The following is a 23,061-nucleotide window of genomic DNA, read 5'->3' on the forward strand; positions in this document are numbered from 1 at the left end:
GCGACCGCCACGGCCTGCTTAGTAGCGGTTGATGGCGGGGAGCTTCGGGGCCGTCTTGATGACGGCGCCGGCGGTTGCTTCCCAGGCCTTCTTGTACGAGCCGTCCTTGTCGAAGGCTTCGAGCTGATCGTTGATCCAGCCGCGGAAGGCCTTGTCGTCCTTCTTCAGGCCGATGCCGTAAGGCTCCTTGGTGAAGGTCTCGTCGGAGGCGAGCTTGAAGGCTTCCGGCTCCTTGTTGACGAACCCGGCGAGGATGACGTTGTCGGTGGTGATCGCTTCGACCTGCTTGTTGCGCAGCGGCTCAAGGCAGGCGGAGTAGGTCGCGGCCGGGACCAGGACTGCTCCGTACTTCTCCACGATGGTGGAGGCGGGGGTGGAACCGGTCACGGAGCAGACGTTCTTGCCCTTGACGTCTTCGGGCTTCTTGATGGAGTTGTTGTCCTTGTTCACCATCAGGGCCTGGCCTGCCTCGTAGTACGGGCCGGCGAAGTCGACTTCGGTCTTGCGCTTGTCGTTGATCGTGTAGGTGGCGACGATGATGTCAACCTTGCCCTGCTTGATGAACTGCTCGCGGTTGGCGGAAACCGTCTCGACCCACTCGATCTTGTCGGCGGAGATGCCGAGCTTGGCGGCGATCAGCTTGCCGATCTCGACGTCGAAGCCGACCGGCTTTCCGTCCAGGCCCTTCTGGCCGAACAGCGGCTGGTCGAACTTGGTGCCGATGGTGATCTTGCCTGAGGACGAAAGCTTTGCCATGGTGCTGTCGGCGGCGAAGCTCGGCTTCTCGGCTACGGGCGGATTGGTAGTGGAGGAGCTGCCGCCGCAGGCGCTCAGGCTCAGGGCCAGAGCTGCGGATGCGGCAACCAGAAGGGATTTCCTTCGGGTCAAAAATGCCATCATGACATTCCTTTCATTGGACGGCCGCCTCACGGCGGCCCGGGTGCGAACTCTGCGGATGTTCGGTGGTGGTCTGGCGCAGCGGAAGGGTCAGTGCGTCAGCAGCTTGGACAGGAAGTCCTTGGCGCGGCTGCTCTTCGGGTTGGTGAAGAACTCTTCGGGCGTCGCGTCCTCGACGATCTGGCCGTCGGCCATAAAGACCACGCGGTCCGCGGCCTTGCGGGCGAAGCCCATCTCGTGGGTCACCACGATCATGGTCATGCCCTCCTTGGCCAGCTGGATCATGACGTCGAGGACCTCGTTTATCATTTCCGGGTCCAGCGCGGAGGTGGGCTCGTCGAAGAGCATCACCTTCGGCTTCATGGCCAGGGCGCGGGCGATCGCCACGCGCTGCTGCTGGCCGCCGGAGAGCTGGGCCGGCAGCTTCGGCGCCTGGTGCCCGACGCCGACGCGCTCCAGCAGCGCCATGGCGTCCTTGTCAGCCTCGGCCTTGGGCACACCCTTGACCTTGATCGGTCCAAGGGTGACGTTTTCCAGGATCGTCTTGTGCGCGAACAGGTTGAAGGACTGGAAGACCATCCCGACGTCGGCGCGCAGCTTGGCCAGTTCCTTGCCTTCGGCGGGCAGTTCGTTGCCGTCGATGGTGATGACACCGTCGTCGATGGTTTCCAGACGGTTGATGGCGCGGCAGAGCGTTGACTTGCCGGAGCCCGAGGGCCCGATGACAACAACAACCTCGCCCTTGCGGACGTTCAGGTTGATGTCCTTGAGGACGTGCAACTGGCCGTAATGCTTGTTGACGGCATTCAGGGAGACGAGGGCATCGCCGGGCACTTGAGTAGTCATAAGAAGAATCTAGCGAACATTAGCCGGATATGACCGCAATCACTCCCAGTTGGTCCACATCGTGACCCAAGAGATACCCGCAGGTCAGGGTCATACCATACGCTCCGCCGGGCACGACGCGCCGGACCGCCGGGCCCGGCGATCCGCGCTAGCCTATGGGCATGAGTACCGAGCCGCAGCCCACCCCAGACCAGACCGCAGGGAACGCCGGTTCCGGCCGACGCGAGGTCCCGCCGGCCAACGGCATCCGGCATAAGGGGCCCCTGGAGCTGCGCCGTAAGGCGGCGAAGGTCACGATGTCGGACCAGACGTTGCTGGACACCAAGGGCCCCGGCCAGTTCGTCCACACCGACCCGTGGCGTGTGCTCAGGATCCAGAGCGAATTCGTGGAAGGCTTCGGCGCCCTGGCCGACCTGGGCCCGGCGGTCAGCGTGTTTGGTTCCGCGCGGACCGTGCCGGGGAGCCTCAACTACGAACTGGCCGTCGACGTCGGCCGGAAGCTGGCCGACGCCGGCCTGGCCGTCATCACCGGCGGCGGTCCCGGGTCCATGGAAGCGGCCAACAAGGGCGCCGTCCAGGGCAACGGGGTCTCCGTGGGGCTCGGGATCGAACTGCCGTTCGAGCAGGGGATGAACCAGTGGGTGGATCTGGGCATCAACTTCCGCTACTTCTTCGCCCGCAAGACCATGTTCGTGAAGTACGCCCAGGGATTCATCGTGCTGCCCGGCGGCCTTGGCACCCTGGACGAGCTCTTCGAAGCCATGGTCCTGGTGCAGACCCGGAAGGTGACGTCCTTCCCGATCGTGCTGATCGGCACCGCGTTCTGGAGCCCGATGCTGGAGTGGCTGCAGACTACACTGGTGGCCGAGGGCATGATGGCGGAGGAGGACCTCGACCTCGTGCAGGTGGTCGACGACCCCGCGCTCGCGGTGGAACTCATCGTCGAGGGCGCCGCCAGGCACCGCAACCCCACCGGCAACAACCCCGGCACGGGGAGCAACGGAATGGGGAACGGCGGAATGGGGAACGGCGGAATGGGGAACGGCGGCGCAGTGAACGGCAACGGCCCGCGGGCCTGAACAGTCCGCCCGGCCGCGTCTGGCACGATGGAGCTGTGAGTTTCTTCCTGGTCTTCGTGGCGATCGTGCTGGCCGCCGTCGCCATCCTCGTCGGCACCGACCTGGCGCCGCGGGTCTTCCGGCGCCGAACCGGCGAGCAGCCCTTCGAGGACGGTTTCGACGAGCCCGTGGCCTCACTGCCGGCCGTGCTGCTGCCCGCCGAGGCGGAACCCGCCGACGTCGACCGGATCCGCTTCGCCGTCGGCGTGCGCGGCTACCGGATGGACCAGGTGGACCAGGTCCTCGACGAGCTGCGGGACCAGATTGCCCGGAAGGACCGCGAAATCGCCGGCCTCCGCAGGGAGCGGGACCGCAGTGAGCTGGAACACGGGGAACCGGAACGCGCCGGGCATGAACGGCAGCCGGACCGTCCCCGGCCGGATCAGGCCCCGTGAACGAAACCGCACAGGCCGGGCTGAACGCCGCCGCGTGGAGCCGGATCGCGGCCGCCGGCGCGCGCACCGCCGGCTGGCCCTGGTGGCTGCAGATCGGCGCTCTCTACCTCGCCGCCCGCCTGGTCAGCGCCTGCATCTTTATGGCGGCCGCCCTGCAGCAGGGCGTGAACCCGTGGTTTCCGCCGAAGCCGGACTACTGGAACTTCATCAACATCTGGGACGCGCGCTGGTACGGGGAAGCGCTGCGCAACGGCTATCCGGCCGTGCTGCCCACCGACGCGGCCGGCAATGTGCAGGAGAACGCCTGGGCGTTCTACCCGCTGTTCCCGCTGCTGGGCAGGACGCTCGCCGGGCTGACCGGGATGGCCCCGGCGGCCGCGCTGGGCCTGATTGCCATGCTCTCCGGGCTGGCGGCGGCCCTGGTCATCTACCGGCTGTTCCGGCTCAGGGCCACCCACCGCACGGCGCTGTGGGGCTCGGTGTTCGTGGCCACCTTCCCCGTGGCGCCGGTCCTTCAGGTGCCGTATGCCGAGTCGCTGAACCTCCTGCTGCTGGCCGCGGCGCTGCTGCTGGTGGTGCGCCGGCGCTACCTGTGGGCCATGCCGGTGGCGGTGCTGATGTGCCTCTCGCGCCCCACGGGCGTGCCCTTCGCCGCCATGGCAGGCCTGCTGTTCCTGTACCGGGTGTACCCGCACCTTGAGGCACGCTTGCCCCGCCTGCCGCGGACCGCCGGGGAAGACGGCAGCGGCCTTGGCGCCGGAGCGGTCGCCGGCACCCGCGGGCACAGCGCCGGCGAGCTGTGGTCGCTGGCCGGGCTCACCGCGGTCAGCGGCCTTGGCGCGCTGTTGTGGCCCGCCGTTGCCTGGGCTGTCACCGGGGACCTGCAGGCCTACACCAAAACCGAGACCGTATGGCGGGGGCACGACCTGGTGCCGTTCAAGCCCTGGTTCGACACCGGCGTCCAGCTCTTCGGCCCCGCCTTGGGGCTGCTGGCACCGTTCGTTTTTGTGGCCGCCTTCGCGCTGCTGATGATGTCCCGTCCCGTGGCGGCGCTGGGAGCGGAGCTGCGGCTGTGGTGCGTTTGTTATATGGGTTATCTGCTGGTCTTCCTGCACCCGCAGACCAGCACCTTCCGGATGCTGCTCCCGCTGTTCCCCCTGGCCCTGGCCGCGGCCCTGGTGTCCCGCTCCCGCGCCTACCGCGGGACTGTGGTCATCATGTTCCTGCTGCTGCAAATGGTGTGGATCGTATGGCTGTGGGCGTGGGCCCAGCTGCCGGGCGGCGGCGACTATCCGCCGTGACGCCGGACACCTTTACGGACCGGAGCGGCGGCTTTGCCCGGCGGCCTGGAATGTCCATCGATTAGCTACACGCGCGTAATTACGGGATAATGGCCCTAAGCAAGGAAAACTGAGTGTTGAGCTACGGCGGCTGCCACCACGGCCGCCAGGCGGCTTGTTTGACCAAGCGGACGCAGCCCGGCCGGGCTGGCAAGTCACGGGACTACTAAGGGGGATATTCCTCATGGCGGCTATGAAACCACGCACCGGCGACGGCCCTATGGAAGTGACCAAAGAGGGCCGCAGCCTGATCATGCGTGTTCCGCTCGAAGGCGGGGGGCGGCTTGTGGTCGAACTCAACGCTGCCGAAGCGACCAACCTCAAGGAATGCCTCGTCGGCGTTACCGAATAACGTCGACGTCGCAGGACGAAAGGGCCCGCTGCCTGATGGCAGCGGGCCCTTACTGCTTTTGCACCACAGGGGTGGAGGGCTATTTCTTGACCGCGACCAGCAGGCCGTCGCCGGTGGGCAGCATCGCGGAGGCGAGCCGGTCGTCGTCGCGGATGGACTTGCCAATCTGGCGCAGCACCACCGTCGTCGCCTCCCGGGCGGCGGGGTTGGAGACCCGGTCCTTGTCCAGCGCGTCGTTGACAATCAGCAGGCCGCCGGACTTGAGCAGCCGGATGGCCTGTTCCACATAGCCGGGGTAGTTGGGTTTGTCCGCATCAATGAACACCAGGTCGTAGGCGCCGTCGGTCAGGCGCGGCAGCACGTCCCCGGCCCGGCCGGAGATGGTGCGGGTCCGGTTCGCCGGACTGCCGGCCTCCTGGAAGGACTCGCGCGCGGCACGAAGGTGTTCGACGTCGACGTCGATGGTGGTCAGGACGGCCTGCGGGCCAAGGCCCCGCAGGATGCACACGCCGGAAACACCCGCGCCGGTGCCGATCTCCACCGCGGTCTGCGCCTTGGAAGCAGCCGCGAGCACCGTCAGGACGGCTCCGACGCCGGGGCCGATCGGCGTGACGCCGAGTTCGAAAGACCGTTCGCGCGCGTGCAACAAAACCTCATCCTCGGCAGGCAGATCTTCTGCGTAGGACCAGCTCGTGGACTTATCGGCGCTCATGGGTATCGCTTTCCGGGCAGGAGGGGAGTGTTTTATACAGCGTACTGTGTCAGTCCCTGCGTCCCCGTCACGGCGTTCCGCCGTCGGCGGAAGAAGCCTGCGGGTCAGGAAATTCCCAGCTTATTTTGAAATGATGGGTATCCGCTCATCCGCGTGGTGACCGGCGCCGAATCAACGATGTAGGACCTTGCACCCGCAAGTACCATCGAGGCGTAAGCACCATCCGCGAGGGGAGTGGACAATGTCGGTTCTGGCAGGTGTCCCTGTAACTGAGGAGTCCCAGCCCACGGCCGAGGCCGAATGGGTCAGGCCGACGTGGGAAGAGGTGGTGACCAACCACTCCGCAAAGGTCTACCGGCTGGCATACCGGCTCACCGGCAACAAGTACGACGCCGAGGACCTCACCCAGGAGGTGTTCGTCCGCGTCTTCCGCTCGCTGGAGAACTTCAAGCCGGGCACCCTCGACGGCTGGCTTCACCGGATCACCACCAACCTCTTCCTGGACCAGGCGCGCCGCAAGAGCCGGATCCGGTTCGACGCCTTGGCCGAGGACGCCGAATCGCGCATCCCCGGCCGCGAGCCCGGCCCGGAACAGAGCTTTGAGTTCAACAACCTCGACCTGGACGTGCAGGCCGCGCTCGAGGAACTGCCGCCGGACTTCCGCGCCGCCGTGGTGCTCTGCGACCTCGAAGGTCTCTCCTATGACGAAGTCGCCGTGGCGCTGGACGTCAAGCTCGGCACCGTCCGATCCCGGATCCACCGCGGCCGCACCATGCTCCGCGAGAAGCTGGCCCACCGCGACCCGAGGCCGAAGCCGGCCGCCAAGCAGGCCCTGAAGCCGCGGCTCAAGATGCCGCGCATCGCCGGCCTCCTCTGAACCGGGCAATGGGTCAGCTGAAACACTTCCTCAGTGGCCTTGCGTGCAGATACTTTGGCCGCACGCCCCGACGTCCCCGCCTCGGCGCGACGCCGCTCACCGGTGCCGCCCAGGAGCGGCGTCAGCGGCACCTTGCGCGCTGCGCCGAGTGCCGGGTCCGGCAGCAACGCGAACGCCAGTACTTGGAACGGCTGCGCGGTGCCGCCGTGCCCGCCGTCAGTGACGACCTCACCGCCAGGCTGCTCGCACGCGCCGGGGAGCTTGCCGCCGGCCACCCGGACCATGGGCCCGCCGCGTCAGCGCCTGCTCCATCCGCACCCGGGGACCCCGCCCCGGCAGCCGGGCCGTGGGTGACCCCGCACGGGCGGCGGGCTGCGCAAGCGCGGCCCTGGCGGCTCGCGGTGCAGATCGCCGGCGGAGTGGCCGCCACTACGGCCCTGATGGTCGGGGCCGCCTACGTCATGGGCAGCGACACCCCGCCCGCTCCTGAGGGCGCCTTCGCCGCGGAGCTCCCCGCCCGGCTGAACGGGCCGGCCCTGTCCTCCGAGACCGTCTCCGGCGCCGCCTGGAAGCTCAGCGGAGGCCCGGACGTGACGCCTGCCGGTTCGTTGAGCTCCGAACAGCTTTCCGCGCTGCGCGCCCGCGGCTGGGCCTGCCCTGAGCTGCGGGAGCTGGGGTACCACCTGCTCTGGGCCCGCGGCGGCGTCGCCGGCGGCTCGGAGGTGCTGGAACTGCGCCTCACCGACGGCCGGCACTTCGCCACCGTCCTGGAACAACACAGCAGCCAGCCGGCCACAGAGGAGCCGGGCACAGAGCCGCCGCCCACTGCGGTGCCGGTCAACGTGCTCACCGGCCATCCGGCCACCGAGGACGGTTTTGTGCCGGCCGGGACGGACGGGGCGGTTGCTCCCCAAAGCCCCGCAGCGGCTTCCGGCACGCTGTGGGTCAACCGCCAGGCACCGTTCCGGGCCATCTACCGGACGCCGGCGGCGACCTTCACCTACATCTCCGAACTGCCCGAGGAACAGGCCAACGACGGCGTGGGCGCCCTCGTGCAGTCCCGCCCGGGCCATGCCGAGCCGGCGCACGGCGGCGACGGGATCGCGGCCCGGCTGGAGCGGGGCTTAGAACGGATTGTGGAGCTGCTCGCGCGCTGAGTTCCCGCTGCCCGCCCGGGTGCAGCGCGGACCTGCGGAATCGTCGAGCGCACGGCTGAGAGGGTAATCTTCCTAGAGTGTTTGGAATCAACGGACCGGAATTCATAATTCTGCTGATCGTGGGCCTTTTGGTGATCGGTCCCAGCAGGTTGCCCGAATACACCCAGAAACTCGCCAACATCGTCAAGGAAGTCCGGCGGATGGCCTCCGGCGCCCGCGAGCAGATCAAAGAAGAAGTCGGCATCGACATCGACGATGTGGACTGGAAGAAATACGATCCCCGGCAGTACGACCCCAGGCGGATCATCAAGGAAGCCCTCCTCGAGGACGACACCAAGCCCGTCAGCGCGGGGGCGCCGGCCGCCGTGGCCACCGCCGAGGAGCGGCCCCCGGCCCGCGTCATCGAGCGGCTGCCCGAGGGCGAGTCTGCTCCGTACGACTCCGAGGCCACCTAGGGCGGACGCCCCGGACGGGCCAGCTTAGCGGACGGCCGGCGGGGCGTCAGGTTCAGCGCGGCTGTAGGCCCAGCGACAGGCCGTTCAGGCCGCGCGGGCTGGACGCCAGCCGTCCGGCGATGCCCGTCAAGGCCGCCGCCGCCGGAGTCTCCGGCCGGCCCAGCACCAGCGGGACGCCGGAGTCCCCGCCCTCGCGCAACAGGATGTCGAGCGGGATCTGGCCCAGCAGCGGCACTTCGGCGCCCACCGTGGCGGAGAGCCGCTCGGCGAGCACGGCGCCGCCGCCGCTGCCGAAGAGTTCCATCCGGGCGCCGTCGGGCATTTCCAGGTAGGACATGTTCTCCACGACGCCGGCCACGGACTGGCCGGTCTGCACCGCGATCGCCCCGGCCCGCTCGGCGACGTCGGCGGCTGCGGCCTGCGGGGTGGTGACCACCAGGATCTGGGCCCCTGGCAGCAACTGGGCCACCGAAATGGCGATGTCCCCGGTGCCTGGCGGCAGGTCCAGGAACAGCACATCGAGGTCGCCGAAGTAGACGTCCGTGAGGAACTGCTCGAGCGCACGGTGCAGCATCGGCCCGCGCCACGCCACAGGCTGGTTGCCCGTGACAAACATGCCGATCGAGATGACCTTGACCCCGTAGGCCACCGGCGGCAGAATCATGTCGTCCACCCGGGTGGGTGCCTGGCCGATGCCCATCAGCGCGGGGACGGAGAAGCCGTAGACATCCGCGTCGATGATGCCCACCCGCAGCCCCTGCGCGGCCAGCGCGCAGGCCAGGTTCACGGTGACGGAGGATTTACCCACGCCGCCCTTCCCGCTCGCGACGGCGTAGACCTTGGTCAGCGAGCCTGGCGCGTTGAACGGGATGCCTCGCTTGCCGCCCGGGCCGCGCAGCTGCTCCTTGAGGGCATCGCGCTGGTCCTGGTTCATGACCTTTAGTTCGACCTCGACGGCGCTGACCCCCGGCACGGCGGAGAGCGCCGCTTCGCAGTCGGCGGTGATGGTGCCGCGCAGCGGGCAGCCGGCGATGGTCAGCAGCACGGTGATCCGCACCCGTCCGGCGTCGGACACCTGCACCGAATCCACCATGCCAAGTTCGGTGATGGGCCGGCGCAGTTCGGGGTCGATCACGGTGGCCAGTGCTGTGTGCACGGCCTGCTCCAGGCCGGAGGTGCCAGCGGGTCCCTGCGGGGTGGTCATGCGGGCGTGGCTCAGCTTTCGGGGGAGGTACGGGGGGCGGAGGAGTGCGGGCTGTCCGGCTTGCCCTCGCTCCGGACGCGCGGGATCTGCTGGGTGCGCGGGCTGCGCTGCTTGTCCCGGCGTTCCTTGAGCTTTTCCTTAACCTTGTCGCGCGGGGTTTCGTGCGCGCCGGCGGAGGGGTCGTGGGTGCGCAGTTCCTCCTGCGCTTCGAGCATGTCCTCCAGCAGGCTGCGCAGCTCGGCCCGGACGTAGTCGCGGGTGGCGACCTCGCGCAGGGCGATGCGCAGGGAGGCGAGTTCCCGGGTCAGGTACTCGGTGTCCGAGAGGTTCCGCTCGGCTCGCTGGCGGTCCTGTTCGAGTGAGACCCGGTCCCGGTCGTCCTGGCGGTTCTGGGCCAGCAGCAGCAGCGGAGCGGCGTAGGAGGCCTGGAGGGAGAGCATCAGGGTCAGCAGCGTGTAGCCGAGCGCCTGGGAGTCGAACTGCCACTGTTCCGGCGCGAAGGTGTTCCAGACAATCCAGAAGACGCAGAACACCGTCATGTAGACCAGGAACGTCGGGGTGCCCATGAACCGGGCGAAGCCCTCCGTGGCGTGGCCGAAGGCGTCCGGGTTGGGGGAGAACTTGGGCAGGATCCGCGCCCGGCCGCTCAGGGGCGTGTCGAGGCTGCCGGTGGTCCTGGCTCCGGGGCGGACGGTGGAGTTCCGTGGTGTGCTGCTATCAGCCAATGCGGCCTCCAAGTTTCCTTATCGGGGCGTCGTCCTCGTGGGCGCGCCAGTCATCGGGCAACAGATGATCAAGCACGTCATCAACAGTCACCGCCCCGACGAGCCGGCCGTCGTCGTTGACCACGGGGAGCGAATTGAGGTTGTAGGTGGCCAGGGTGCGGGCCACCTCGCTGATGTGGGCCTGGTCCGAGACCGGTTCGAGGTTCTTGTCCACCAGGTTGCCCAGCGGTTCGGGCGGCGGGTAGCGCAGCAGCTGCTGGATGTGCACGACGCCGAGGAAGCGCCCGGTGGGCGTCTCCAGCGGCGGGCGCGCGATGAAGATCGAGGAGGCCAATGCGGGGGAGAGTTCCTCGCGGCGGACGTGGGCGAGGGCCTCGGCGACGGTCGCTTCCGGGGGCAGGATGACCGGGACGGGGGTCATCAGGCCGCCGGCGGTGTCCTCGTCGTATTCGAGCAGGCGGCGCACGTCCTCGGCGCCTTCGGGTTCCATCAGCTGCAGCAGTTCCTCAGCCTGGGCACTGGGGAGCTCGGCGAGGAGGTCGGCGGCGTCGTCGGGGTCCATTTCCTCCAGCACGTCGGCGGCGCGCTCGACGTCGAGGGCGGAGAGGATTTCCACCTGGTCGCCCTCTGGCATTTCCTGGAGCACGTCGGCGAGGCGTTCGTCCTGGAGTTCGCTGGCGACCTCGAACCGGCGCTTGTCGCTCATCTCCTGCAGCGCCTCGGCGAAGTCGGCGGGCTTGAGGTCCTCGTGCGTGGCGACGAACTGGGTGGCGGCCTGCGGTTCGGTGCGGGCACCCTGCTGGGCATCGGCCCAGTCAATGATCATGGTTTCGTTGCGGCGCAGCCGGCTCAGCGGCGAGAGGGAGTGGCCGCGGCGGACGAAGAGTTTGCTGACGAACCAGTCGCCGGAGCGGTGCCGGTCCATCGCGATGTCCTCGATGGTGGCGTCCCCGCTGCCGTCCGCCAGGGTCACCCGGCGGTCGAACATTTCGGCGACCACCAGGGTTTCCGCGCCGCGCTGTTCGAAGCGGCGCAGGTTCACCAGCCCGGTGCAGATGATCTGGGTCTGGTCGATCGAGGTGATGCGGGTCATCGGTACAAAGACGCGCTTTTTGCCGGGCACCTCGACGACGATGCCCACCACGTGGGGGGCGCCCCGGTTGCCGCGGGCGAGCACCACGACGTCGCGTAACCGGCCCAGACGGTCGCCCAGGGGGTCGAAGACGTCCAGTCCGAGGAGGCGCGCGACAAATACGCGCGAAAGAGTTGTGCTCACACCTACAGGCTACCGAGTCCGCTCTCTTTTAGCTGAATTTGCAGGCGCCGCCCAGCCGGATGGGTGAGAATGGGCGTATGTCAAACATTTTTGGTGGTCCAAAGGCCGGCGCTCCCGGCGGGGCGGACGAGTCACGCGCGGTTCCCAAGGGAGACACCGTCGGTTCCTACAACTCCTACCTGGACGCCCAGAAGGCGGTGGACTACCTCGCGGACCAGCAGTTTCCGGTGCAGCTGGTCTCGATCGTCGGCAACGACCTGAAGATGGTGGAGCGTGTCACCGGCCGGCTCACCTACCCCCGCGTGGCGCTTTCCGGAGCGCTGAGCGGCATGTGGTTCGGCCTCTTCGTCGGGGTCATGCTGTCCTTTTTCTCGGAGACCGGCGGGTACTTCTCGATCGTCACCTCGGTGCTGATGGGTGCGGCGTTCTTTATGCTCTTCGGCATCGTCACTTACGCCATGCAGCGCGGGAAGCGTGACTTCACGTCCACGAGCCAGGTGGTGGCGACCAACTACGACGTCGTGGTGGCCTTCGAGGCCGCCCACGAGGCCCGCCGGCTGCTGCACCAGCTGCCGATGACCCAGCACGATGCCGCCGCGCCGGGCTACCAGCAGTTCGACCACCAGCACCAGCCCTACCAGCAGGGCCCGCAGCAGCAACCCGGTCCGCAGCAGCCCGGCCAGCCGGGGCAGGGTCCGGGGCCGCAGCGGCCGGCGGGCTGGAGCGACCCCTACGGCCAGCGGGCATCCGACGCCGCCCCGCAGCAGAGGGCCGCCGGTGAGCCGGTGGCGCAGGAGCCGGAGCCGGCCCGCCCCGCCGGAGTCACCTACCCGGACCTGCCGGACGGCCGGCCGCAGTACGGGGTCCGCGTGACGGACCAACCCCGCCAGGGAGAGCGCACCCCCGACGAACCCCGCAGGGAGGGCGAGCAGCCCCCGGAGCGCTAGAACAACAAGGGCGCTAGGACAACAGACAGGGAGGCCGCCGGATCACCGGTGGCCTCCCTTTTGCGTTCCCGCCCTGGCTGCTACGGCTGCTGGGCGTCGATTTCCTGGTAGATACCGGCCATCCAGGACTCGACGTCGTCGGCCTTGCGCGGCAGCGCGGCGCTGAGGTTGACCGGGCCGTCGGCCGTCATCAGGATGTCGTCCTCGATCCGGACGCCGATGCCCCGGTATTCCGCCGGAATGCCAAGGTCCTCCTCCTTGAAGTAGAGGCCGGGTTCGATCGTGAAGACCATGCCCGGGGTCAGGACGCCGTCCAGGTACAGCTCGCGTTTGGCCTGAGCGCAGTCGTGCACGTCCAGGCCCAGGTGGTGGCTGGTGCCGTGCGGCATCCAACGGCGGTGCTGCTGGCCTTCGGGGCTGATGGCTTCCTCCACGGACACCGGCAGCAGCCCCCAGTCGGCGAGGCGCTCGGCCAGCACGGTGGTGGCGGCCGTGTGGATGTCGCGGAACTTGGTCCCGGGCTGCGCGGCGGCAAAGCCGGCGTCGGCGGCGTCGAGCACTGCCTCGTAGACCTTGCGCTGGATCTCGGAGAAGGTGCCGTTGGCCGGCAGCGTGCGGGTGATGTCCGCGGTGTAGAGGGAGTCCGCCTCGACGCCGGCGTCCAGCAGCAGCAGCTCGCCGGCATTGACCTTGCCGGTGTTCCGGGTCCAGTGCAGCACGGTGGCGTTGTTGCCGGCGGCGGCAATGGTGTCGTAGCCGAGCTCGTTGCCTTCTTCGCGGGCCCGGGCGAAGAATGCGCCTTCGACCACACGTTCGCCGCGGCGGTGGGTGAGGGCCCGGGGCAGCGCCTTGACCACCTCGGTGAAGCCCTGGACCGTGGCGACCACAGCGGTCTTCATCTGCTCGACTTCCCACTCGTCCTTGATCAGGCGCAGCTCGGAGAGCGCCTCGCTGAGCTTCTCGTCGAGCGCGTCCAGGACGCCCAGGTCCAGGTTTTCCGGGTCCTTGGCGGTGTTGTAGCGCGCGGTGTCCACGAGCGCGTCGATGTTCTCGTCCACCTTGCGCACCAGCCGGATGGAGATGCCGCCGATTTCCGGGGCGCCGACGTTCTTGGTGATCGCGAGTTCGAGTTCGGCCAGGTCGGCGGTCTCCAGGCCCAGCCGGGCCTTGAACTCGGCGAGGGTGGGCCGGGCGCCGATCCAGAACTCACCCGAGCGGGAGTCCGCGTAGAACTGCTCGGTGTCGCGGCCGGCCAGCGGGCGGAAGTACAGCGTCGCGCGGTGGTGGCCGCCGTCGTCGCCCGTGCCTTCGTCCACGGGCTCCAGGACGAGCACGGCGTCGGGCTCGTGGTCCAGGCCCAGGCCGGTCAGGTGCGCGAAGCCCGAGTGCGGGCGGAAGCGGTAGTCGCAGTCGTTGGAGCGGACCTTCAGCGGGCCGGCGGGAATGACCAGGCGTTCACCTTTGAACAGCTCGGAGATGGCCCGGCGGCGGGCGGCGGCGTGGCCCGCAACGGCGTCCAGTTCGGGCAGCTCCGCCCGGGACGGGGCCCAGTTGCTGGCCATAAACGCCTTGAAAGCGTCGGAGCTGGGCCGCTGCGAGCGGTTGTTGACGCGCTCGTCGAGGGGCTGGGAAACGGAGACTTGGGTGTTATCGGCATCGTTCACCGTCCCATAGTCTCACCAGCGGCGCGGCTTAGGCCAACAAGCCGCCCCGGTGAATCTACTAGGCTGGGGAGGTGAGGATTGACCTGCATGCCCACTCGAATGTTTCCGACGGCACCCAAGCACCCGCGGAGGTGATCGCGTCGGCTGCGGCGGCCGGTCTCGACGTTGTCGCCCTGACCGACCACGACTCCACCGACGGCTGGGCCGAGGCCTCCGCAGCCGCCCGGGAGCTCGCCGTGGCGCTGGTTCCCGGCATGGAGATCTCCTGCCGGACCCGCGAAGGCATCAGCGTCCACCTGCTCAGCTACCTGCACGACCCCACGCACCCCGGCCTGGTCGAGGAAATCACCAAATCCAAGGACGCCCGCTTCACCCGGGCCGAACGGATGGTCAGCCTGCTCGCCGAGGACTACCCGCTGAGCTGGGACGACGTCATCCACCACGTCGCCCCCGGCGCCACCTTGGGCCGGCCGCACATCGCCGACGCCCTGGTGGCCGCGGGCGTGGTCGAGGACCGCAGCGAAGCCTTCGAATCGATCCTGACCTCGCACTCCCGCTACTGGGTGCAGCACTACGCGCCGGACCCGGCCTACGCCGTCGAACTGGTCCGGGACGCCGGCGGCGTGCCGGTCTTCGCGCACCCCGTTGCGTCCTCCCGCGGACGGATCGTGGGGGACCGCACCTACCGGGAAATGATCGACGCCGGCCTGGCCGGGCTGGAGATCGACCACCGCGACAACCCGGAGGAGGGCCGGGTCTTCCTGCGCCGCCTCGCCGAACGGCACGGGCTGCTGGTGACCGGGTCCTCCGACTACCACGGGACCGGGAAGCCGAACCTGCTGGGCGAGAACCTGACCGCGCCGGAGGTGTTGGCCCGGATCGAGGAGCTGGGCACCGGAACGTCCGTGGTGCGTTGATGGAGTGGATCGACCTGCAGCTCCTGGCCTCCGTGATCGTCACGCTGTTCGTGATCATGGACCCGCCCGGAACGGTGCCGATCTTTATGTCCCTGACGGCGCAGATGGACGCCCGCGACCGGAACATGTCGGCGCTGCAGGCGCTGCTTGTAGCCACCGGCGTGATCGTGACCTTCGCGATTTTCGGGCAATCCATCCTGAACTACATGCACATTTCGCTCGCCGCGCTCCAGGGCGCCGGCGGCCTGCTCCTGGTGCTGATCGCGCTGCAGTTGCTGACCGGCTCCACCGGCGGCGAGGAGAACGCGGCGAAGTACAAGAACGTGGCGTTTGTGCCGCTGGGGACGCCGCTGATGGCCGGTCCCGGCGCGATCGTGGCGGTGATGGTCTTCGTCCAGCGCTCCAACAGCATGGCGCAGTACCTTGCCGTCGGGCTCGGGATCGCCGTGACGCTCGCGTCGCTCTACCTGGCGATGCGCTTCGCCGGCGTCGTGCAGCGCGCCTTGGGGGAGAACGGCGTCGAACTGGTCACCCGGATCGCCGGCCTGCTGCTCTCCGCGATCGCGGTGCAGATGATCGCCGACGCCGTGCACGCCTTCGTCAAAAGCTGGACCTAAGCGCGCCGCCTGCTGACCCGGACTAGTCGGGCAGGGCAGTGAACGTGGCGTGCGGGCCGAGCCTGGTCGCCATCACGTCGACGGCGGCCTGGTTCTGGTCCACGCACACAAACTTCCGCTCAAGCTTCGCCGCGACGGCGCCGAGCGTGCCGGAACCGGCGAAGAAGTCCAGGCACCAGTCCCCGGGCCGGCTGGACGCGGCGACCACCCGCCGGATCAGGCCCTCGGGCTTCTGCGTCGGATAACCGGTCTTCTCCTTGCCCGTGGGCGAGACGATGGTGTGCCACCAGACGTCGGTGGGCAGTTTGCCGAGCTCGCGCTTGGCGGGGGTGACCAGCCCGGGCGCCATGTAGGGCTCGCGGTCCACCTCGGCGCTGTCGAAGTGGTACTTCGACGGGTTCTTCACATACACGAGGATGTTGTCGTGTTTGGTGGGCCAGCGGAACTTGGCGCGGGCGCCGTAGTCGTAGGCCCAGATGATCTCGTTGAGGAAACACTCGCGGCCGAAGATCGCATCCAGCATGACCTTGGCGTAGTGCACCTCGCGGTAGTCCAGGTGCAGGTACAGGGTGCCGTCGTCCGCGAGCAGCCGCCAGGCCTCCACGAGCCGGGGCTCCAAAAAGGACCAGTAGTCGCTGAACGCGTCGTCGTACTTGTGCAGCGCGCCCTTGATCGTGTCGTAGGAGCGGCCCTTGAAACCGACGCGGTCGCCCTCGCCCCCGGCGTTGAGCACCATTTTCGTTTCCTGGCGCTTCTGGACCCGGCCGGTGTTGAAGGGCGGATCCACGTAAATGAGTGTGAAGGCGCCGTCCGGCAGCGTCGGGAGGTATTCCGCGTTGTCCGCGTGTACCACCAGGTTGCTGCCGTCCGGCGCCCAGACGGTGTCAGCCATAAAGGGGATTAGGCCTCGGCGCTGCGTGCCGGGGCGCCGCCCTGGGCTTCGCCGCTGACCACTTCACCGTTGCGGCGGCGGGTGCGGGTCCGCCGGCGCGCCCGGGTGGCCCGGTCGACCTCGGTCGGGGCGCTGGCCGTTGCGGCCGGAGCCGATGCCTCGGCGGGGCCGGTGGAGGTTTCTGCCTCGGGGGAACGACGACGGCGTCCGCCGTCGCGTCCGCCTTCGCGGGAGCCGGAGCGTCCGCCGTCGCGTCCGCCTTCGCGGGAGCCGGAGCGTCCGCCGTCGCGCCCGCCTTCGCGGGAGCCGGAGCGTCCGCCGTCGCGCCCGCTGTTTGACGCGCTGCCGCGCGAGTTTTTCTTGCCGGTCTCGCCGAGGTCCTCGAGGACTTCGGCGTCGACGCCGGCAAGCACCCGCTTGTCGCGGGGGAGACGGCCCCTGGTGCCCTCGGGGATATCCAGTTCCTCGTACAGGTGCGGCGAGGAGGAGTAGGTTTCCACCGGTTCGGGCACGCTCAGGCCGAGGGCCTTGTTGATCAGGCCCCAGCGGGGCATGTCGTCCCAGTCGACGAAGGTCACGGCGGTGCCCTTGTTGCCGGCGCGGCCGGTGCGGCCCACGCGGTGCAGGTAGATCTTCTCATCTTCGACGCACTGGTAGTTGATCACGTGCGTGACGTCGTCGACGTCGATGCCGCGGGCGGCGACGTCGGTGGCGACGAGGACATCGACCTTGTTGTTGCGGAAGGCGCGCAGCGCCTGCTCGCGGGCACCCTGGCCGAGGTCGCCGTGGATGGCGGCGGCGGCGAAGCCGCGGTCCACCAGTTCCTCGGCGACCTTGGCAGCGGTGCGCTTGGTCTTGGTGAAGATGATGGTGCGGCCGCGGCCGCGGGCCTGCAGGATGCGCGAGACGACCTCGATCTTGTCCATGCTGTGGGCACGGTAGATGAGCTGGCGGATGTCGCGCTTGGTCAGGCCCTCGTCGTCGGGGTCAGCGGCCCGGATGTGGGTGGGCTGGCTCATGTAGCGGCGCGCCATCGCGATGACCGGGCCGGGCATGGTCGCGGAGAACAGCAGCGTCTGCCGGACCGCGGGGGTGCCGGCGATCAGGGTCTCGACGTCGGGCAGGAAGCCGAGGTCCAGCATCTCGTCGGCCTCGTCCAGGATGACCATCTTGACGTTCTTCAGCACCAGGTGCTTCTGCTTGTACAGGTCGATCAGGCGGCCGGGGGTGCCGACGACGACCTCGACGCCCTGCTGCAGCGCCTCGACCTGCGGCTCGTAGGCGCGGCCGCCGTAGATGGTGGTGATCCGGGCGTTGCGCTTGCGGGCGGCGGTCTGCAGGTCGCTGGCGACCTGCACGGCCAGCTCGCGGGTCGGCACAATGACGAGGGCCTGCGGTGCGCCGGGGGCGGGCAGCAAGGCGTAGCCGGCGTCGTCGCGGCCGATGACCCGCTGCAGGGCCGGGATGCCGAAGCCGAGGGTCTTGCCGGTGCCGGTCTTGGCCTGGCCGATGATGTCATGGCCGGACAGCGCGACGGGCAGGGTCATGGCCTGGATCGGGAAGGGGTGGGTGATGCCGGCGTCGGCGAGGGATTCCACGATGTCGGCGCGGACGTTGTAGTCGGCGAACGACTTTTCCGCGATTTCGTGCGGTTTTTCGTCCGAGATGATGGTCTCTTCCGGCTCGATCGATTCCGTGCCGGATTCGTCGGTCAGAAGCTGGTGCGTGTGCAATTCACTCACAGGGGAGTTTCCTTATTCATTTGGGCTGCGCTGCTTGCTCAACGGGGCCGGCGCGGGGCCGTTCCGGAGCACGCTCAGACGCGCAGGCAAGTCCAGTGGAAGCCGATCGCGGGCTATCTGATGCTGGCACTGGGACCAGCGGGTGTGTCTCAAGATCGCGTAGGGGCGGGCTTGTTGAATTCGAAAAACTTGGAAATCAACGACCGGGCATCCATTACTACCTTTCCAGTCTAGCCGTTCGCCGTTGCGAACCTCGACCGGGGGCCGCGGTGCGGCGCGCCCGCGTACCCCGCAGCGGCGCTCGGCCGGACGGAGCCGGGACCGGCGAATCAGCCGACGAGCTCGAGCCGGACTTCCCGGGTGGCGATGTCCGAGGACACCACGCGCACCCGGACCTGGGTGCCGGACTCGAGGTCGCCGGGGCAGCGGGCGGTCACCGCGGGCTCGGCGATCTGAACGATCCCGGACGGGCCGTTCCCGTTCCCGTTCCCGTTTCCGTTTCCGTTTCCGTTTCCCTTGCCGGTGCCGTTTCCGTTGCCGCCGGGCCCGCCGGCGCCGTTCTTGGCCGGTTTCGAGCCGGAGATGACGACGGCGTCGAGCTCCTGCCCGATGTGGTTGATCAGCAGGGCGGCCTCCACGGTGTCCAGCGAGAGCCGCTCCAGCTTGGCGGCCAGCTGGTCCGAGGCCGCCATGATGGCCGGCAGCGAGGGGAGCGCCGCGCGGGCCCAGCCGGGGACCTCGGCGCCGTTGGACAGGGCCTCGCAGATGACCAGGACGAAGCGGTCGATCAGGCGGCGCAGCGGGGCGGTGGAGTGGGCGTATGCCGCGCCGATGGCGGACTGGATCGCGTCCCCGGGGACTTCGCCGTCGAACGGGGTGTAGCCGGCGCCGCGGAAAAGCATGCCGGCCGAGTGGACGATCGCCAGCTGCCGGGGGTCCGTGGGGTCCAGAGTGCGCAGGTATTCCCCGTAGCTGATCTCCCCGTCCCACGGCTTGCCGAGCGCGCCGGTCTGGCGCCGGAAATGCCGCAGCGACCGCTCGTCCGGCGCGGGCATGGTGCGCAGGATGCCGACCTTGCCCCGGAGCATCAGCTCGGCCGCGGCCATGCCGGTCATCAGCGAGATCTGGGCGTTCCAGTCCTCCACCGGCAGCGGCGGGGCCGCGACAATCCGGTAGCCGCCGTCCGGCAGCTGCTCGATTTCCTGCTCCGGCATGTTCAGGCTGGCGCCGCCGCGCAAACGTTCCAGTTCCACCCGCTTGCTGCCGACTTCCTTCAGCAACTGCAACAGGGGGTCGGCGGTGCCGCCGTCGAGCTCGGCCTGCACCCCGTGGTAGCTGAGCTTGGCCCGGCTGCGGACTTGCGCCCGGCGCACCAGGACCGAGGACACCTCGGCGGCGGCGTCGAGCTCGAACTCCCAGACGAAGGCCGCGCAGAGCTGGCCGGCCAGCAGGCTGCCGGCCGCCTCGCTGATCACTTCCGGATGCAGCGGGATCCGGCCCTCCGGCGTGTAGAACGTCTGGCCGCGGCGGCGGGTTTCGGCGTCGAGCGCGCTGCCGGGGGCGACGAAGGAGGGGACGTCCGCGATCGCGTAGAAGACTTTGTACCCGTCGCCGGCGCGGTCAATGAAGAGCGCCTGGTCCAGGTCCGTTGAGGAGGCCGGATCAATGGTCACAAACTCCACGTGGGTCAGGTCCAGGGCCGGCAGCTCGTGGCCGGCCACCGCAGCCTCGGCCTCGCGGAGCACCTCGTCCGGGAACGGGCCCGGCAGCTCCAGCGTGGTGCGCAGTGCGTTGAGCGACTGGGCCAGTTGGTTCTGCTGCTGGCGCACGCTTGGGGTCAGGCGATGATGAGACACGAAAATCAGGTTAGCCCGATTTTGGCCATTAGTCTTGGAGCATGAGCACTTCCCCGGCCAGCCCCGTCCGCGACCAGCATTTTCTCCGGGAGCTGCTGGGCGTGATGGCCTACGGGGAGCTCTCGGCCTTCGAACGGCTGTCCTCCGACGCCCGGTACTCGCCCACGCTGCGGGACCGCGCCGTGCTGGGGAGCCTTGCCCTCACCGAGTTCCAGCACTACGAGCTCGTCTGCGCGAAACTGGCGGAGCTCGGCGTCGACGCGGAGGAGGCCATGCTGCCGTTCCAGCCGTCCGTGGACCAGTTCCATGAGCGCACCCGCCCCTCCGACTGGTACGAGTCGCTGATGAAGGCCTACGTGATCGACACGGTGTCCGCGGACTTCTACCGCCTGATTTCCGGCTACGTCGACGCCGGCACGGCCGCCCTGATCGAGCAGGTCCAGTCAGCCGAGGGTGCGACGGCGGTGCTGGGCGAACGGCTCAAGGCGGCGCTCGCGGATGATCCCCGGCTGGCTTCCCGGCTGGCCCTGTGGGCGCGGCGCCTGCTGGGCGAGGCGCTCACCCAGGCCCAGCGCGTCAGTGTGGACCGCGCCCTCCTGCGCGGTCTGGCCGGCGTGGACGAGGCCGGGGCAGGGGAACTGGTCCGCTCCCTGACTGCCGAGCTCGCCGCCGCCCACTCCCGCCGGATGTCCCAGCTGGGGCTCGCGGGTTAGCTGGACGCGGCGTCGGCATCCGCCCCCGCGTCGAGCGAAGCAAGCAGCGCGCGTGCCGCCCCGGCGGGATCGTCGGCCTCGGTGATCGCCCGGACCACCACGACCCGGCGGGCGCCCGCCTCCACCACCTGCTCCACGTTGCCCAGATCGATGCCTCCGATCGCAAACCACGGCACCACCCCGGCGACCCGGCCGCCGTCGCCGGCCTCGGCCCGTTCAATCGCCGCCGCGGCGTAGCGCACCAGGTCCAGCCCGACGGCGGCGCGGCCCGGCTTGGTGGGGGTCGCCCAGACCGGACCCACGCAGAAGTAGTCCAGCCCGCTCCGGCCCGGGGCCGCGGCGATGGCCGCGTCGACCTGCTCCGGGGTGTGCGTGGACATGCCGATCACGGTGCCCTTGCCCAGGAAATCACGGGCCGCGGCGAAGGGAATGTCCTTCTGGCCGATATGGAAGACCGGCGCCCCGGCGAGCAAGGCGAGGTCGGCGCGGTCGTTCACGGCCCAGAGCCGGCCGTGCCGCTGCGCCACGGAGTGCAGGACCTCCAGGAGCTCGAGCTCCTCGGCCGCCTCCAACGACTTGTCCCGCAATTGGATGATGTCCACCCCGCCGGCGAAGGCGGCGTCGACGAAGTCCTCGAAGTCGCCGCGGCCCTTCCGGGCATCGGTGCACAGGTACAGGCGGGCGGTGGTGTGGACTTGGCTCATGTTCCAAGCCTAGTTCCTCTAAACTGGGCGCATACCGCGGGAGCCCGCGTAGGCCGCCACACGGCCGCCGGGCTGAGAGGGCGTCAGAGCCGACCGCTTGACCTGATCCGGCTAGTACCGGCGTAGGGAAGGAAACCTATGGACGCACCAGTCCCGCCATTGGCCGCCCCGACGGACCCCTCAGCACACCGGTACGACGTCGCCGTGATCGGCGGCGGGGTGGTCGGCCACGGGATCGCCTGGGAAGCGCTCCAGTCGGGCCGTTCCGTGGCGCTGATCGACGACGCTCCCGGCAGCGGGGCCAGCTGGGCCGCCGCCGGCATGCTGGCCCCCGTCAGCGAACTCCACTACCAGGAGGAAGCGCTCCTCGCGCTCATGCTGGAGGCCGCCCGGCTGTGGCCGGGCTTCGCCGCCGGCCTCGACGGGGCCCTGGACGGCGGTACCGGGTCCGGCCCGGAAGGGGCGGGCGGCACCGGGTATCTCACGACGCCGACCCTCGCCGTCGGCGCGGATGCGGCGGACCGCCGGGCACTCGCGGACCTGCGGGCCGTGCAGCAGGCCTGCGGCCTCGCCGTGGAGCCGCTGACCGTGCGTGAGGCGCGGGCCCGCGAGCCGCTGCTCAGCCCCGGCATCTCCTGCGCCCTCGACATACCCGCCGACCACCAGGTGGACCCACGCCGGCTGCTGGCCAGGATCGGAGCGCTGCTGCGCGCGGACGGCCGGTTCGCGGCCGTGCCCCGCCGCGCCGCCGGGCTGCTCTGGGACGGCGGCCGCGTTGCCGGCGCCAGCCTCGAGGGCGGCGGCGAGATCCGCGCCGACGAGACCGTCGTGGCCAACGGCCTCGGGGCGGCGGACCTGCAGGGCCTGCCCGGGGGACTCGCCCTGCCGCTGCGCCCGGTCTACGGGGACATCCTCCGGCTCCGTGTGCCGCCACAGCTCCGGCCGCTGCTGCGCTCCACCGTGCGGGGACTGGTCCGGGGGGTGCCGGTGTACATCGTCCCGCGGGAGGACGGCACGGTCGTGATCGGAGCGACCCAGCGCGAGGATGCGCCCACGGAGTCCGGCGCGGTGTCCGCCGGCGGCGTCTACCAGCTGCTCCGCGACGCCCAGCAGCTGCTCCCCGCCGTCGCCGAACTCGAACTGCTCGAGGCCACGGCACGGGCACGGCCGGGAACGCCGGACAATGCCCCGCTCCTGGGGCGCGTTCGCCGCCCTGGCTCCGGCGGCGACGTCGAGGGGCTGATCATCGCCACCGGCTTCTTCCGGCACGGCGTCCTGCTGACCCCGGTGGCCGCCGCGGTCTGCCGGGAGCTGCTGGACGGCCCGCCGGACCCGCGCTGGGCCGGGTTCCGCCCGGACCGCTTCTCCGCCCGCCGGGAATCAGCACAGGACTTTTCACCGAACGACAGGACAACAGCATGAACATCAGGCTCAACGGGGCACAGCACACCCTCGCCGACGGCGCCACGGTCAGCGCCCTGGTCAGCGTCGTCACCGGCCGGCCGCTGGCCGCCGACGGCCAGGCCACGGACGGCCGGAAGCTCGGCGTCGCCGTCGCCCGCAACGCCGAGGTGGTACCGCGCAGCCGCTGGCACGCGACGGCGCTCGCCGAGGGCGACGACGTCGAGCTCGTCACGGCAGTCCAGGGAGGATGA

The 23,061-nt window shown here is 69.4% G+C and carries 24 protein-coding genes and 1 riboswitch; of the genes, 13 read left to right on the plus strand and 11 right to left on the minus strand.

What is annotated here, in order from left to right; all coding sequences use genetic code 11:
* Positions 1–18 precede the first annotated feature (18 nt).
* Together ABLI39_RS03195 and ABLI39_RS03200 are read right to left on the minus strand one after the other, a co-directional pair.
* The gene (locus ABLI39_RS03195; protein ID WP_349411944.1) at positions 19–900 is read right to left on the minus strand and encodes a glutamate ABC transporter substrate-binding protein; all 882 of its coding nucleotides are present in this window, start codon (positions 898–900) and stop codon (positions 19–21) included.
* A gap of 87 nt (positions 901–987) precedes the next feature.
* Positions 988–1,743 (minus strand): amino acid ABC transporter ATP-binding protein, encoded by a 756-nt coding sequence (locus ABLI39_RS03200; protein WP_146337010.1) that lies wholly within the window; start codon positions 1,741–1,743, stop codon positions 988–990.
* Positions 1,744–1,898: 155 nt separating this feature from the next.
* Between ABLI39_RS03200 and ABLI39_RS03205 the strand changes: the two genes are divergently transcribed.
* The 4 genes from ABLI39_RS03205 to ABLI39_RS03220 all read left to right on the plus strand — a co-directional run bounded on the left by ABLI39_RS03205 (position 1,899) and on the right by ABLI39_RS03220 (position 4,948).
* Positions 1,899–2,822, plus strand: coding sequence for an LOG family protein (locus ABLI39_RS03205; RefSeq protein WP_349411946.1), 924 nt, complete (start codon positions 1,899–1,901; stop codon positions 2,820–2,822).
* Between the two features lie 35 nt (positions 2,823–2,857).
* Positions 2,858–3,256, plus strand: coding sequence for a DivIVA domain-containing protein (locus tag ABLI39_RS03210; protein WP_349411948.1), 399 nt, complete (start codon positions 2,858–2,860; stop codon positions 3,254–3,256).
* A 20-nt stretch (positions 3,257–3,276) separates the two neighbouring features.
* Entirely contained in the window at positions 3,277–4,557 is a 1,281-nt protein-coding gene (locus ABLI39_RS03215; RefSeq protein ID WP_349412199.1) for a putative hexosyltransferase, read from the plus strand.
* A gap of 223 nt (positions 4,558–4,780) precedes the next feature.
* Positions 4,781–4,948, plus strand: a complete 168-nt coding sequence (locus ABLI39_RS03220; protein WP_079550332.1) for a DUF3117 domain-containing protein — start codon at positions 4,781–4,783, stop codon at positions 4,946–4,948.
* A 79-nt stretch (positions 4,949–5,027) separates the two neighbouring features.
* Here the strand turns inward: ABLI39_RS03220 and ABLI39_RS03225 are convergent, their stop codons facing one another.
* Positions 5,028–5,660 carry an O-methyltransferase gene (locus tag ABLI39_RS03225; RefSeq protein WP_138768734.1) on the minus strand — a complete coding sequence of 211 codons (633 nt, stop codon included), beginning with the start codon at positions 5,658–5,660 and terminating at the stop codon, positions 5,028–5,030.
* Between the two features lie 241 nt (positions 5,661–5,901).
* Between ABLI39_RS03225 and sigE the strand changes: the two genes are divergently transcribed.
* The 3 genes from sigE (at position 5,902) to ABLI39_RS03240 (ending at position 8,149) form a co-directional block, all read left to right on the plus strand.
* The gene (gene sigE / locus ABLI39_RS03230) at positions 5,902–6,537 is read left to right on the plus strand and encodes an RNA polymerase sigma factor SigE (RefSeq protein WP_349411951.1); all 636 of its coding nucleotides are present in this window, start codon (positions 5,902–5,904) and stop codon (positions 6,535–6,537) included.
* Positions 6,538–6,545: 8 nt separating this feature from the next.
* Positions 6,546–7,694, plus strand: a complete 1,149-nt coding sequence (locus tag ABLI39_RS03235) for a hypothetical protein (RefSeq protein ID WP_349411953.1) — start codon at positions 6,546–6,548, stop codon at positions 7,692–7,694.
* A 77-nt stretch (positions 7,695–7,771) separates the two neighbouring features.
* A complete protein-coding gene (locus ABLI39_RS03240) occupies positions 7,772–8,149 on the plus strand; it encodes a twin-arginine translocase TatA/TatE family subunit (protein WP_349411955.1) in 378 nt (125 codons plus the stop codon).
* Between the two features lie 52 nt (positions 8,150–8,201).
* Here ABLI39_RS03240 and ABLI39_RS03245 read toward each other — a convergent pair whose 3' ends face one another.
* Genes ABLI39_RS03245 through ABLI39_RS03255 form a run of 3 tightly spaced genes read right to left on the minus strand, consistent with a single transcriptional unit; the run spans position 8,202 to position 11,354 of the window.
* Complete coding sequence (locus tag ABLI39_RS03245) at positions 8,202–9,353, minus strand: Mrp/NBP35 family ATP-binding protein (RefSeq protein ID WP_349411957.1); 1,152 nt, start codon at positions 9,351–9,353, stop codon at positions 8,202–8,204.
* An 11-nt stretch (positions 9,354–9,364) separates the two neighbouring features.
* Positions 9,365–10,090, minus strand: coding sequence for a DUF1003 domain-containing protein (locus ABLI39_RS03250; RefSeq protein WP_349411958.1), 726 nt, complete (start codon positions 10,088–10,090; stop codon positions 9,365–9,367).
* Positions 10,071–11,354, minus strand: a complete 1,284-nt coding sequence (locus tag ABLI39_RS03255) for a magnesium transporter MgtE N-terminal domain-containing protein (protein WP_146337018.1) — start codon at positions 11,352–11,354, stop codon at positions 10,071–10,073. Before ABLI39_RS03255 ends, ABLI39_RS03250 begins: the two co-directional genes overlap by 20 nt.
* 77 nt (positions 11,355–11,431) lie before the next feature.
* Here ABLI39_RS03255 and ABLI39_RS03260 point away from each other — a divergent pair, with 77 nt between their 5' ends.
* Positions 11,432–12,301, plus strand: a complete 870-nt coding sequence (locus ABLI39_RS03260; RefSeq protein WP_349411960.1) for a general stress protein — start codon at positions 11,432–11,434, stop codon at positions 12,299–12,301.
* 80 nt (positions 12,302–12,381) lie between these two features.
* Here ABLI39_RS03260 and ABLI39_RS03265 read toward each other — a convergent pair whose 3' ends face one another.
* A complete protein-coding gene (locus ABLI39_RS03265) occupies positions 12,382–13,965 on the minus strand; it encodes an aminopeptidase P family protein (protein ID WP_349411962.1) in 1,584 nt (527 codons plus the stop codon).
* A 71-nt stretch (positions 13,966–14,036) separates the two neighbouring features.
* On the opposite strand from ABLI39_RS03265, the gene ABLI39_RS03270 reads away from it, so the two are divergent.
* Entirely contained in the window at positions 14,037–14,882 is an 846-nt protein-coding gene (locus ABLI39_RS03270) for a PHP domain-containing protein (RefSeq protein WP_349411964.1), read from the plus strand.
* Positions 14,883–14,890: 8 nt separating this feature from the next.
* Positions 14,891–15,499 (plus strand): MarC family protein, encoded by a 609-nt coding sequence (locus ABLI39_RS03275; RefSeq protein ID WP_349412200.1) that lies wholly within the window; start codon positions 14,891–14,893, stop codon positions 15,497–15,499.
* A 22-nt stretch (positions 15,500–15,521) separates the two neighbouring features.
* Here the strand turns inward: ABLI39_RS03275 and ABLI39_RS03280 are convergent, their stop codons facing one another.
* From ABLI39_RS03280 to ABLI39_RS03290, 3 genes are all read right to left on the minus strand, one after another.
* Complete coding sequence (locus ABLI39_RS03280; protein ID WP_349411966.1) at positions 15,522–16,391, minus strand: DNA-methyltransferase; 870 nt, start codon at positions 16,389–16,391, stop codon at positions 15,522–15,524.
* Positions 16,392–16,399: 8 nt separating this feature from the next.
* Entirely contained in the window at positions 16,400–18,133 is a 1,734-nt protein-coding gene (locus ABLI39_RS03285) for a DEAD/DEAH box helicase (protein ID WP_349411967.1), read from the minus strand.
* A gap of 329 nt (positions 18,134–18,462) precedes the next feature.
* Positions 18,463–19,989 carry an RNB domain-containing ribonuclease gene (locus ABLI39_RS03290; RefSeq protein ID WP_349411969.1) on the minus strand — a complete coding sequence of 509 codons (1,527 nt, stop codon included), beginning with the start codon at positions 19,987–19,989 and terminating at the stop codon, positions 18,463–18,465.
* A 41-nt stretch (positions 19,990–20,030) separates the two neighbouring features.
* Here ABLI39_RS03290 and ABLI39_RS03295 point away from each other — a divergent pair, with 41 nt between their 5' ends.
* On the plus strand, positions 20,031–20,702 hold the full coding sequence (locus ABLI39_RS03295; protein WP_349411971.1) for a ferritin-like fold-containing protein: 672 nt from the start codon (positions 20,031–20,033) through the stop codon (positions 20,700–20,702).
* Here the strand turns inward: ABLI39_RS03295 and thiE are convergent.
* Complete coding sequence (thiE, locus tag ABLI39_RS03300; RefSeq protein ID WP_349411973.1) at positions 20,699–21,406, minus strand: thiamine phosphate synthase; 708 nt, start codon at positions 21,404–21,406, stop codon at positions 20,699–20,701. The genes ABLI39_RS03295 and thiE overlap by 4 nt on opposite strands.
* Before the next feature lie 26 nt (positions 21,407–21,432).
* Positions 21,433–21,553, plus strand: a riboswitch (TPP riboswitch).
* Between thiE and thiO the strand changes: the two genes are divergently transcribed.
* Positions 21,545–22,828: a glycine oxidase ThiO gene (gene thiO / locus ABLI39_RS03305; RefSeq protein WP_349411975.1), complete on the plus strand. Its 1,284-nt coding sequence runs from the start codon at positions 21,545–21,547 to the stop codon at positions 22,826–22,828. It overlaps the preceding riboswitch by 9 nt.
* A complete protein-coding gene (thiS, locus tag ABLI39_RS03310) occupies positions 22,825–23,061 on the plus strand; it encodes a sulfur carrier protein ThiS (RefSeq protein WP_349411977.1) in 237 nt (78 codons plus the stop codon). The genes thiO and thiS overlap by 4 nt, the downstream gene beginning before the upstream one ends.

This window comes from Pseudarthrobacter sp. B907 (assembly GCF_040137805.1).
Classification (GTDB): Bacteria; Actinomycetota; Actinomycetes; order Actinomycetales; family Micrococcaceae; genus Arthrobacter.

What these genes read in the sequence shown, in the direction of transcription:
- ABLI39_RS03295 (WP_349411971.1), top strand. Translation starts at nt 20,031, where the DNA reads ATGAGCACTTCCCCGGCCAGCCCCGTCCGCGACCAGCATTTTCTCCGG.
- thiO (WP_349411975.1), top strand. Translation starts at nt 21,545, where the DNA reads ATGGACGCACCAGTCCCGCCATTGGCCGCCCCGACGGACCCCTCAGCA.
- ABLI39_RS03195 (WP_349411944.1), bottom strand. Translation starts at nt 900, where the DNA reads ATGATGGCATTTTTGACCCGAAGGAAATCCCTTCTGGTTGCCGCATCC.
- ABLI39_RS03205 (WP_349411946.1), top strand. Translation starts at nt 1,899, where the DNA reads ATGGGCATGAGTACCGAGCCGCAGCCCACCCCAGACCAGACCGCAGGG.
- ABLI39_RS03245 (WP_349411957.1), bottom strand. Translation starts at nt 9,353, where the DNA reads ATGACCACCCCGCAGGGACCCGCTGGCACCTCCGGCCTGGAGCAGGCC.
- ABLI39_RS03200 (WP_146337010.1), bottom strand. Translation starts at nt 1,743, where the DNA reads ATGACTACTCAAGTGCCCGGCGATGCCCTCGTCTCCCTGAATGCCGTC.
- ABLI39_RS03225 (WP_138768734.1), bottom strand. Translation starts at nt 5,660, where the DNA reads ATGAGCGCCGATAAGTCCACGAGCTGGTCCTACGCAGAAGATCTGCCT.
- thiE (WP_349411973.1), bottom strand. Translation starts at nt 21,406, where the DNA reads ATGAGCCAAGTCCACACCACCGCCCGCCTGTACCTGTGCACCGATGCC.
- ABLI39_RS03260 (WP_349411960.1), top strand. Translation starts at nt 11,432, where the DNA reads ATGTCAAACATTTTTGGTGGTCCAAAGGCCGGCGCTCCCGGCGGGGCG.
- ABLI39_RS03235 (WP_349411953.1), top strand. Translation starts at nt 6,546, where the DNA reads ATGGGTCAGCTGAAACACTTCCTCAGTGGCCTTGCGTGCAGATACTTT.
- ABLI39_RS03220 (WP_079550332.1), top strand. Translation starts at nt 4,781, where the DNA reads ATGGCGGCTATGAAACCACGCACCGGCGACGGCCCTATGGAAGTGACC.
- ABLI39_RS03280 (WP_349411966.1), bottom strand. Translation starts at nt 16,391, where the DNA reads ATGGCTGACACCGTCTGGGCGCCGGACGGCAGCAACCTGGTGGTACAC.
- thiS (WP_349411977.1), top strand. Translation starts at nt 22,825, where the DNA reads ATGAACATCAGGCTCAACGGGGCACAGCACACCCTCGCCGACGGCGCC.
- sigE (WP_349411951.1), top strand. Translation starts at nt 5,902, where the DNA reads ATGTCGGTTCTGGCAGGTGTCCCTGTAACTGAGGAGTCCCAGCCCACG.